Origin of the sequence: Arthrobacter sp. OV608 (assembly GCA_900110595.1) — a bacterium.
Lineage (GTDB): Bacteria > Actinomycetota > Actinomycetes > Actinomycetales > Micrococcaceae > Arthrobacter.
In genome coordinates, this window is the sequence record FOEZ01000040.1 from 1 (window position 1) to 10,683 (window position 10,683).

Annotated in this window: 7 protein-coding genes; 3 read left to right on the plus strand and 4 right to left on the minus strand. The window is 64.0% G+C overall.

The window, feature by feature from the left end:
* Positions 1-179: 179 nt before the first annotated feature.
* The 4 genes from BMX78_RS22170 to BMX78_RS22185 all read right to left on the minus strand — a co-directional run bounded on the left by BMX78_RS22170 (position 180) and on the right by BMX78_RS22185 (position 6,317).
* Positions 180-1,328 (minus strand): M24 family metallopeptidase, encoded by a 1,149-nt coding sequence (locus tag BMX78_RS22170; protein WP_091424678.1) that lies wholly within the window; start codon positions 1,326-1,328, stop codon positions 180-182.
* Entirely contained in the window at positions 1,325-3,433 is a 2,109-nt protein-coding gene (locus BMX78_RS22175; RefSeq protein WP_091424679.1) for a DUF6807 family protein, read from the minus strand. Before BMX78_RS22175 ends, BMX78_RS22170 begins: the two co-directional genes overlap by 4 nt.
* Before the next feature lie 148 nt (positions 3,434-3,581).
* The gene (locus BMX78_RS22180) at positions 3,582-4,841 is read right to left on the minus strand and encodes an acetylxylan esterase (RefSeq protein ID WP_286139228.1); all 1,260 of its coding nucleotides are present in this window, start codon (positions 4,839-4,841) and stop codon (positions 3,582-3,584) included.
* Between the two features lie 207 nt (positions 4,842-5,048).
* Positions 5,049-6,317: an ABC transporter substrate-binding protein gene (locus BMX78_RS22185; RefSeq protein ID WP_091424682.1), complete on the minus strand. Its 1,269-nt coding sequence runs from the start codon at positions 6,315-6,317 to the stop codon at positions 5,049-5,051.
* Between the two features lie 374 nt (positions 6,318-6,691).
* Here BMX78_RS22185 and BMX78_RS22190 point away from each other — a divergent pair, with 374 nt between their 5' ends.
* The 3 genes from BMX78_RS22190 (at position 6,692) to BMX78_RS22200 (ending at position 10,180) form a co-directional block, all read left to right on the plus strand.
* Positions 6,692-7,636 (plus strand): carbohydrate ABC transporter permease, encoded by a 945-nt coding sequence (locus BMX78_RS22190; protein WP_091424684.1) that lies wholly within the window; start codon positions 6,692-6,694, stop codon positions 7,634-7,636.
* Positions 7,626-8,570 (plus strand): carbohydrate ABC transporter permease, encoded by a 945-nt coding sequence (locus BMX78_RS22195; protein ID WP_091424687.1) that lies wholly within the window; start codon positions 7,626-7,628, stop codon positions 8,568-8,570. The genes BMX78_RS22190 and BMX78_RS22195 overlap by 11 nt, the downstream gene beginning before the upstream one ends.
* A 242-nt stretch (positions 8,571-8,812) precedes the next feature.
* Positions 8,813-10,180, plus strand: a complete 1,368-nt coding sequence (locus BMX78_RS22200) for an ABC transporter substrate-binding protein (protein WP_091424690.1) — start codon at positions 8,813-8,815, stop codon at positions 10,178-10,180.
* The last annotated feature ends 503 nt before the right edge of the window (positions 10,181-10,683 follow it).

Genomic DNA, 10,683 nt, shown 5'->3' on the forward strand with positions numbered 1-10,683 from the left:
CGACGTTCCCACACTGTCCTGCCCCTATCAGCGGTCTCCCCGGCACCTACCAGCCCCAGGTGACAACACTCTCAGGATCATCATCAACAGAGCGTTCCAATCATGCCCAGGGACCAGCAGGCCAGCACACCCACATCCTGCAACAGGAAAGGGCTACGAAAAAGGTAACGAGCGTTTGATTAGAGCTGGAGAGTCGCCGGCCGCTGGAGGCCGTTCACCGTTGACACGGGCCAGCGCGGATCGACAGTAAGGACCTGTAGGCCTGAGGCGGTGAGCTGGACGGTGTCCTCGATCTTGACGCCGGGTCCGGACGGGTTCCAGGTGAAAGCCTGGTTCAGGACCACAGTGTCCGTTGCGGATGCGGTGACGCGGGGATCCCGGCCTGCATAGCCCGCCGGGCCGCCCTGGTGGTGCTGTTCCCACTGGTCCGGGCCGAAGCCGTGCCGGGCGTACGCTGCCTTGATCTCGGCAAAGATCCTGTCCAGCCGGGCACCGGGGACGGTGGCGTCGAAAATGTCGGCCTCAACCGCTGCAATACGTGCCTCGGCGTCCCGCTCTTCCGGTGTGCCGCCGTCGAACCTTACCCAACGGGTGATGTTCGCGACCAGGCCGTCCCTGCGGGCACACACCACAGCCATGGCACAGCGGCCGAGGGGCGAGTGCGTGGCCAGCGGGTGCCGGAACCCGCTGCGGCTGCTGCCGTTGCACAACAGGACCAGCGGCTCTGCGCCGGCGGCAACAACGCGGGCGGCGAGGGCGGACACCAACTCAAACTCGGTGGTTTCCGGCCGGGCCGCCGCGAGCACATCCGTCATGATCACGGCCACCTCGGCGCTGAGCTCGGCGTAGCGCGCGCTCTCCGCGGGGAGGAGTTGCTGGCGGGCTGCGCGCAGTTCAGCCGCCGCATCAGCTTCGGCCAGCGGTGCCGTGCCAGCTCCAGCAGTGCCACTTCCGCCTGGGCCCCCTACGGCAGTCCCGACGGCGGCAGCCGCCTCGTGCAGGTTGCCGTACCAGGGCACGGAATGCAGGGCGACGCCGGCGGGCAGTTCTTCGGCGGCTATCCGGCCAGCTTCGTTGTTGAAGGTGACGAGGTGGTCACCGTCGCGGTCCACCAGGAGGGCGGCGATCGGATCGCCGGCCAGGCTGATGTGGACCCGGCTGCCGTCCAGGTACCAGGTCAGCGCTGTGTTGGTGGTCAGCAGCAGGGAGTCCCGGCCCTTCGCATCGAGGATGTCCATGACCCGCCGGCGTTTGATGGCGCGGTCTTCTGCCGATGCGGGGGCAATTCTGCCCGCAAGCGTTGTGGTGTCAGCTGTTGTCTGGCTCATGAACGGTTCCCCTGCCGGTTGATCAATGCTTCGATGTCTGCTGTGTCCAGGATGCCGTCGGCCACAAAAACGGTGATGCTGCGCTGGATGGGATGGCCCGGTTCAGCGATAACCGGGGTGTCCCACGCCAGCGACTGGCCCACTCCGGGATAACCGTCCACCCGGACGAACCAGGGGTCCGTGGATTCCGCCGCCGCCACAAAAACGAGCGTGGCGCTGCCAACTGACGTGCCGCCGTCGGACTGTCCGGCCGGCAAAGCTCCCGTCCTGAACTTTCCGGACCATGCGAGCCAGGGCGTCACTGAACCGTGCACGCCCGACTCGCCTTCGCCCTCCGGCGTCCACACCGTGGCGCCTTCGCACTCGGGCAACCGCCAGAAGAACCCGCCGTAGCCGCCTTCGTGCCGGCCATTGGAGCCCGGGCTGCCCAGGCTGACTGGCTGGTCGCCGACGGGGGAGAGGGCGAAGTCGAGGGACAGCTGCCAGGTGGACGGGCTGACGCCGGACCAGGTCCAGGTGCGTTCCTCGGCCAGGACCGGGGCGCCGTCGGGCCCGTTCCAGCTCAGCGTCTCCTGTAGCCGGCCCTCCTGACCGCCCACTGCCGCAGCGGTCTCCTCAACCGAGGTTGCCGTGATAGTGCCGTGGTCCGGGCGCCAGATGTACTGGCCGGCCGCACGGGTGTAAGTACGACCGCCCCAGAAATTGATGCCGTCCATGTCCTGCAAGGCCACGCCGACGCCGAGGTGCCAGACGTGGTCCAGCGGCTGGTGGTCCGTGACCACGATTCCCGAACGGGTCCGGACGGGGTGCAGGTAGGGCCGCGGGGAAGAGACAGCGCGGATACGGCTGCCATCCTGGTACTCCGCCACCTCCTGCCCGTCCAGCGTCATGGTGCGGGCCGGCGGCAGCTTTCCCGCCCACGGGACGCCCAGTTCGGCGAAGGTGGCCTGGGCTTTGGCGGCATGCTCCAGCAAAGGCCCGATTCCATGTACTACCGGATGGGCATCGTCGCCCTCGCCTTCCCAGGTGATGTGCTCCGGACCGATCTGCTGCGGTGCAGGTGCAGTGCGGATGGCTTCCAGGACGGTGGTGAAGGCGCCGGTGTGGGGCAGGGAACACAGCAGCGCGGCGCCGGTGGACCGCGCGTCCAGCAGGTTCTCCAGCAAGTCGGTCCGGCCGAAAGTCTCACGGCGCTCGCCGTCGGCGGTGCTGATAAGCACCTCGTCTTCGGTGTAGAACAGGGTGATCTCACCCAAAGTGCCGTGCACTGTCACGGACGGGTTCTGCTGTTCGGGTGCGCACAGTGTCAGGCCGCAGAGCAGGCTGGTGCCGGCGGCGGTGCGCACGCGCAGGATGGAGGTGTCGTCGCTCTCGGTGTCGTGTGCCCGGTACAGGTCTGTGTCCACCGACTCCACGTCGCCAATGGTCCGGGCTCCCGCCATGTGGAGGGCCGTGGCCACCGCGTGTGCGAGGGCATTGGTGGCCACGCCATCCACGACGTCGATGCCGTCCAGGCTGCGCTTCCCGGCCCAGCGTGACCGCTTGAAGTAGGCCTTGCTCCGCACCCACTGCCCCTGCGCGCTCAGCCCGAGGACATCACCGATGCCGCCGGCTTCCACGAGGGTCCGGATGGCGGGCAGCGCGTGGGAGCCCAGGCTTTGGAAGCCCACCTGGACCAGCCGGCCTGCGGCCTCGGCCGCCGTCAGCACCTCCTCGAACTGGGCGAGTGAGGCCACCGGCGGCTTTTCCACATAGACGTCCTTGCCCGCTGACAGGGCGGCGAGTCCCAAGGGAGCATGGGTCTGGATGGGGGTGGCAAGAATGACGACGTCGACGCCCGGGTCTGCTGCCAGCAGCTGCGCCAGGTCATCGAAAACGGCTACTGACTCTGCCAGCCGGCCCTCCGCCGGCGGGTTCGGGTCCGCCACGGCAACAAGCTCGACGGCGCCGGCTTCCTCGAGTCGCGCCAGATTGGCCAGGTGCCGTTCACCGAAGCCGTGGACGCCTACCAGGGCTATGCGGGGAACGGCAGGGGCGGCAGGGGCGGGAGGAGTGCCCCCAGCCGGGTGGGTGCTGTTTTCCGCGGTGGCGGATGGTCGAGTCATGAGGAAGGTCCTTGGTTACAGAAGGGGAAGAGTGAACTGAAGGGAAAGTTTGAAATTGAAGGGGGCGACTGACTGGGATAGCCATTTGAAGGTGGTTTGGAAGGCGAGGAAGGGCTAAAGGGAGGTGGATTGGAAGCTGGGGGGATTGCTAACTGGAGGTGGAATGGCGGCTGATGCTGGATTCTGCAGTAGATGATGGGTGGTGCAGCGTCGCGGCGAGGAAATCGAGTGCTTCCTCCTGCATTCCGGAGGTGAACACGTGGCCGCCGGGCCAGAAGCTTCCGGTGTAGGTTCCCGGTGGGTGCAGCGACTCGAGAATGGTGTGGGCCTGGCGCATGCCGTCTTCGGGAAAGAGTTCGTCAGCCAGTGCGTACTGCACCAGCAGCCGGCTGGCAGCTGACCTTGCGGTCAGCTGCGGCCAGTCACCGAGGCGCCACAGGCCTGGAGTCTGCAGCAGCCAGGAATGCGCGTCAAGGTGGGCGGGCAGCAGCGACTGGAACGTGGTCATCATGCAGGTCACCACGTAGCTCCGGATCCTGGGACTCAGTGCGGCGAGGGTCAGGGAGCGGCCGCCGCCGCCGGAGAAACCGATGCAGCCCAGCCTGTCCTGGTCCACATCCGGCAGTCCAGCGAGGATCTCCAGGGCTGCGAGGTCGTCGTGGGCCACCATGCCGGCCAGGCTGGTGCCCAGCAGGCCCGCGGTTTTGGCTACGGTGTCCTCGTGGAATCCGGCTGCGGCGTTGTACACGTCTGCGTCGGAGGCAGCTACGCCGTCCTCGCGCCATTGCGCCTGACGCGCCTCAAGTGCGGAGGCCGTCCGCCACGGTGGGACGTCGAGGTTGAAGCGTCGGCTGCCCCAGGCGAAGGTGTCGTGGGCCAGGACCGCGAAGCCGCGCCGTGCGATGTCCGTGGCGAGCGCGTGGCCGTCGTAGTGTCCGCTTCTCGCTTTTTCCGCGGAGGGATGGGACTCCGGAAGTTCCACCAGCCGGTCGGCGCCACCAAACTTGTTGCCGCCGTGACAGTGCAGCGCCAGGATTCCGGGCAGGGGACCTGCAGCGCCGGCCGGGCGAATCAGCCAGCCAGTGGTGCGGGGACCGAAGCCCAGCTGCCAGCTGAGCTGGGAGGTGGTGACGCCGTCGTACGTTTCCTCCCAGTGGACGGTCACCTCCGGCGACGGCGGTGCAGCGGGTGCGTGGGGCGCTTCGGGCACGCCGTGCACGGTGGGAACGCCCGGCACGCCAGACAAGCCGGGCACGCCCAGGGCGTCCGCAAGTTCCTGGGCCGACGCGCTGGCAGCCTGGTGCCGAGGGTGTTTCTTGACGTAGGCAGGCCAGTCCTCGTAGCCGGCGATCGCGCTGGGCCGGGGTGGGTGGGCAGGCTGGGACAACTCAACATCCGGCTGGGCCAACTCAACATCCGGACCCCGCCCAGCATTGGTAGGCAGACCAGCATCACCAGGCAGCCCGGTCTCACTGCTCAGCCCGGTCCCACCTCCCAGCGCAGTCTGACCTCTCATCGCAACGCTGTTCTGTCCGGCAGTGCGGTTCACTGGCCTGCCTCCTGTTCGCACGGTTCTGTAAGGGCGGATATTGTCACGGTGGGCCTCAGCCCTGGACTAGCCAAGGTTGGAGTTGACCTCTTGGATAAAGCCCTTGGCGGCGTCCCGCGGGGAGATCTTTCCGAACAATACATCCGTGTTGAACCGGTTGAGGACCTCCATGGTGGCGGACGATCCGGCGGGGAACGGCAGCGGCGGCTCGATCTTCATGTCGGCCAGGCGGTCCAGGTACTTAGCTTCCTTCTGCTGGGATTCCTTCAGGAGGGGAGTGATGGCGGCCTTGAGCTCCGTGTTGGCGGGCATGCCCCGGTCGCTCTTGATCTTGGTGGCGGCGTCAACGTTGTTCACCAGATAGTTGATGAACAGGGCCGCTTCCTTAGGGTGCGCCGACTTGGAGGAGATGGCGTATTCCATGGAAGACCGCAGCCATGATCCCGGCTGCTTGCTCTCGCCGGGCAGCTTCATCATCACCAGCGGCGAGCCCGAGTAGGAGTTCATCTGGTTGCTCCAGGAGATCTTCATGCCCTGTTTGCCCTGGCCCATGAGGGTCATCTCCGGCTGGGCGGAACCATCCTCAACCGTCTGGGACGCTGAGGGGGCGCCGCCGGTTTCCATGAGCCGTTTGTTCAGCTCGAACCATTTGGTGGCGGTGTCCTCGCTGATGCCCAGCTTCTTACCGTCATCGGTGTAGAGGTCCTCACCGTTTTGCCGTGCCCAGACGGCCAGGAACGAGTCGTTGGACATCGGGGTTGTGCCGAAGGTTCCGGCCGGGGATTTTTTCGTGATTTCGGCGGCGATGTCCGCGTAGTCGTCCCAGGTCCAGGTTTCATCGTCCGGCAGTTCCACCCCGGCGGCTTCGAAGACTTTCGGGTCGATCACCATGGACATGGCATTTACACCGGCCGTGATGGTGTACTGCTTGTCCTCGATTTTGCCCAGCTCCACGGTTCCCTCGGCGAACTTGGAGGTATCGATCTGGTCCTTGACCTTGTCCAGGTCCAGCAGGACGCCGCGGGTGGCGTACTCGCTGGGGTACGCGCCGCTCATGGCGAAGACATCCGGAGTGGTGCCGCCGGCGATCTGGGTGGCCATCTTGTCCCAGTAGGAACTGAATTCGGTGTTCTCACCCTGCACCTTGATGGTGGGGTTTGCGGCCTCGAAGTCCTTGATGACCTCAAGCGTGCTCTTGGCCCGGGAGTCGTTGCCCCACCAGGCGAAGCGGATGGTGACGGGGTCCTCAACCGTCCCTACCTTTCCGGCTTCGGTGCTGCTGCCGCAGCCGGTGAGGGTCAGCGCAAGTGCTGCTGTCGCGCCGACTGTTGCCATTGATAGCTTTGTGAGACCAAACCGCATTGTCCTGCCCCTCAGTAAGTGATTCCGGATGATGTGACGCCTGCTACAGAAAGCGTTTTCTCAAAAACTAACAAAGGGCTATACAAGAGTCAAGAAACCGTTTACTTTGGTACGGAGCCGCTTTTTCAAAAGCACCACCGCACGTGGCGCATGGGACGATCGCCAGCCGTGCCAGCTTCTGCAGGAAGCGGGCCGGAGAGGGATGCGTCTTAGATCGCTTGCGGTTACCAAAACGTGGAGGCCACGATGACCAAAGGAGACCACATGGCCGCTAAGCACATACCCAGGGCACCGCGCCCGGCAGGAATGCCGGCTGCAGCGGGGAAGTTCGGAACGGGGCTGACGCAGTGAGCGCCATTAGCGAACTGAGCTCGTTCTCCCGGCGCAAGGGCAAAGCCACCGCCGAAGAGAAGAAGGCCAACGGCCGGGACAACAAGGCCGCCTACATCTTCCTGCTGCCGTGGCTGGTTGGCCTGTTGGCCATCACCATCGGCCCCATGCTGATGTCCCTCTACCTGTCCTTCACGGATTACAACCTGCTCCAGCCGCCCGAATGGACGGGGCTGGAGAACTTCACCCGGATGCTCACCGACGCCCGGCTGCACAATTCACTGCGGGTGACCTTCACCTACGTGTTTATCGGTGTGCCGCTCCAGCTCGCCGTGGCCCTGCTCATCGCCCTCGTCCTGGACAAGGGGCTGCGCGGCCTGCCTTTCTACCGCTCGGTGTTCTACCTCCCTTCACTGCTGGGTGGTTCGGTGGCCGTGGCCATCCTGTGGAAGCAGATCTTCGGCACCACGGGCCTGGTCAACCAGGTCCTTGCCATGTTCGGCATCCAGGGTCCGGGCTGGATCTCGGATCCGAGCACTGCGCTGGGTTCGATCATCCTCCTGCACGTCTGGACCTTCGGCGCCCCGATGATCATTTTCCTTGCCGGCCTGCGCCAGATCCCGAACATGTACTACGAGGCGGCAAAGGTCGACGGCGCCACCACTCTGCAGCAGTTCTGGAAGATCACCATGCCGATGCTGAGCCCCATCATCTTCTTCAACCTTGTGCTGCAGATCATCGGTTCTTTCCAGTCGTTCACCCAGGCGTTCATCGTCTCGGGCGGCAACGGCGGGCCCTCGGACTCCACCATGTTCTTCACCCTGTACCTGTACCAAAAGGGATTCGGCCAGTTCGACATGGGCTACGCGTCCGCCATGGCCTGGGTCCTGCTGCTGATCATCGGCGTCTTCACCGCCATCAACTTCATCGCTTCTAAGTATTGGGTTTTCTATGACGACTAAGCTTGAGACGCTGCCCGCCCCGGACAAGAAGTCGGGCGCCGGCAAGCCTACGAACCACCGCAAGCCCAAAGTCCGGGAGTCCCGTGGCACCCTGGCCTTCAGCCGCTCGCAGCGGACCAAAGCCCTCATCAAGCACGCGATCCTGATCCTTGCCGGCGGACTGATGATCTACCCGCTGCTGTGGATGGTGGTGTCGTCGCTGCGGCCCAACGATCTGATCTTCCGCGAACCCGGCCTATGGCTGAACAGCTTGGAGATGGGCAACTACACTTCGGGCTGGTCAGCACTTACCCACCCGTTCGGCCACTACATGCTCAATTCGGCCATTGTGGTCATCGGGTCCATCCTGGGCAACCTGATCTCCTGCTCTATGGCCGCCTACGCCTTCGCCCGGCTGCAGTTCACCGGCAAGAAGCTGTTCTTCGGCATCATGCTGCTGACCATCATGCTGCCGTTCCACGTGGTCATCGTGCCGCAGTACATCCTGTTCTCTCAGATCGGCTGGGTGAACACCTTCTGGCCGCTGCTGGTACCCAAGCTGCTGGCCACTGATGCGTTCTTCGTGTTCCTGATGGTCCAGTTCATCCGCGGTATCCCGCGGGAGTTGGATGAGGCCGCCAGGATCGACGGCGCAGGCCATCCGCGCATCTTCCTGCGGGTCATCCTGCCGCTGATGGTCCCCGCGCTTGCCACCACCACCATCTTCACCTTCATTTGGACCTGGAACGACTTCTTCGGCGCCCTGATCTACCTGACGGACCCCGACATGTTCACCGTTCCGGTAGCCCTGCGGGCCTTCGTGGACTCCCAGTCCGCCACGAGCTGGGGATCCTTGTTCGCCATGTCGATCGTGTCCCTGCTGCCCGTGTTCCTGGTCTTCCTCTTCGGCCAGCGGTTCCTTATCAAGGGCATCGCCACCACCGGCATCAAGTAGGCGCTGCGGCTGGTCCTGCCAGTTTCTTGACCGCGCCGCGCCGGGCCCTGCTGGAAACGGCCCGTCTTTCGACGGGCCGTTTCTGCCGCCGGAAGAGTTTTTGAAAAACATCTTGTGATACAAGTTGCCGACTTGTAGCATTAGGTTCAGAAAACGCTTTCCAGTGTTTCGCCCCATAGTTGTTTACAAGTTCATTCCCCATCGCATCCCCAGCAACATGATCAAAGAAGATCGGAGTACCAGTGCCGCTTTTTTCACGCTCTGCCTCTGCTGCAACCAAGCAGCCGGCAGCAACACCATCGACGGGCGCACGCCGCCCCTTACGTAAGACCGGCGTTGCAGCAGCCGCGGCCGCCGTCGTGATGGCCTTGAGCCTGAGTGCCTGCGGCGCGGGATCCGGCCAGCAAAGTTCCGACGGCCCCGTTGAACTGCGGTTCTCCTGGTGGGGCGGCGACAAGCGGGCCCAGCTGACCCAGGAAGCCATCAAGCAGTTCGAGGCTGAGAACCCCAACATCAAGGTCAAGCCGGAATTCGGCGACTGGAGCGGTTACTGGGACAAACTGGCTACCCAGGTTGCTGCCAATGATGCCCCGGACATCATCCAGATGGACGAAAAGTACATCACCGAGTACTCAAGCCGTGGTGCCCTTCTTGACCTCTCCAAGTACGACATCGACACTTCCAAGCTCGACGAAGCCGCCCTCAACGCCGGCAAGGGCGAAGATGGCCTGACGGGCATCGCCGCCGGCATCAACGCCGCCACCATCCTGGCCAACCCCAAGGTCTTCGAAGCCGCCGGCGTCCCGCTGCCCGACGATTCCAAGTGGACCTGGCAGGACTTCGAGCGCATCGCCGCCGACATCACAGCCAAGTCCCCGAAGGGCACCTACGGTGCGGCCGCCTATGGAACCGATGAGGCGTCGCTGGGCGTATGGCTCCGCCAGAACGGCAAATCCCTCTACACCTCGGACGGCAAGCTGGGCTTCGAACCGGGCGACATCGCCGAGTGGTGGGGGTTCCTGAAGGAGCTCAGCGAGAAGAAAGCAGTTCCGTCCGCGTCCGAGGTGGTAGAGGCTGAGGCCGCACCGCTTGACCAGAGCGGTCTCGCAACCGGCAAGAACGGCATGGCCTTCTGGTGGTCCAACCAGGCTCCCGCACTGGAAAAGGCCTCCGGTGGAGACCTCAAGATCCTGCGGTTCCCCACCAAGACCGGTTCCGCCGATGACGCTGGGCTCTGGTACAAGGCATCGCAGTTCTGGTCGGCCTCTTCCCGCACCAAGCACCCGAAGGAAACCGCCAAGTTCATCAACTTCCTGGCCAACAACGTCAAGGCCGGCGAGGCACTCCTGGCCGACCGCGGCGTCTACCCCAACTCCGAGGTCCGGGCAGCCATCGAACCCAAGCTGACCCCCTCCGACGTCAAGGTGGTCAAGTTCATCGACCAGATCAAGGATGAGCTCGGTGAGGCTCCGGCTCCGCCGCCGAAGGGTGCGGGTGCGATCCAGGAAATCATCAAGCGATACACCTCTGAGGTGCTCTTCGAACGGCTCTCCACTGAGGAAGCAGGCAAGAAGGCGCATGACGAGATGAAGTCCGCAATCAGCAGCTAGTCTTCACACCGCCAACACGGCTCTGGACAACTTGGGTGGATGCCTCCTCCGCTCATAAAGTCCGACGGCGGGTGGCAGCTCCGTCCCGGCGGGAACCTTCGGTTCCTCCCGGGACGGAGCTGTTTCAGGGGCTTTCTGCTCGTTACTGGTTCGTGGACCGCTAACCCTGCTTTTGCTGGGCGGTAGAAGGAGGCCGAGGCTTCAGTTGTTGGGGCTTCTGTATTGGGCGGCGATTGAGAGCCCAATCAAAAGTCCGCGTGCGTACCGTCCCACTGTTGAGCCGTACCAAAGACACCCTGCAAAAAGTCTCGGCTGTCGGTGCACGTGCCCGATGCAGCGCTGAGGTTCCGTTTTTGCTCGGGTTTATTCGCGGGGTGTTGGTGGTGGGGGTGGTTTGAAGTAGGTGTTTGGGGTTAACCTCTGTTGGTGGACACCTGAAGTAGCGGGATCCTTGGATTCTGCGGAAAGGTGTTCTTGTGAGCACGACACGACGTAAATTCACT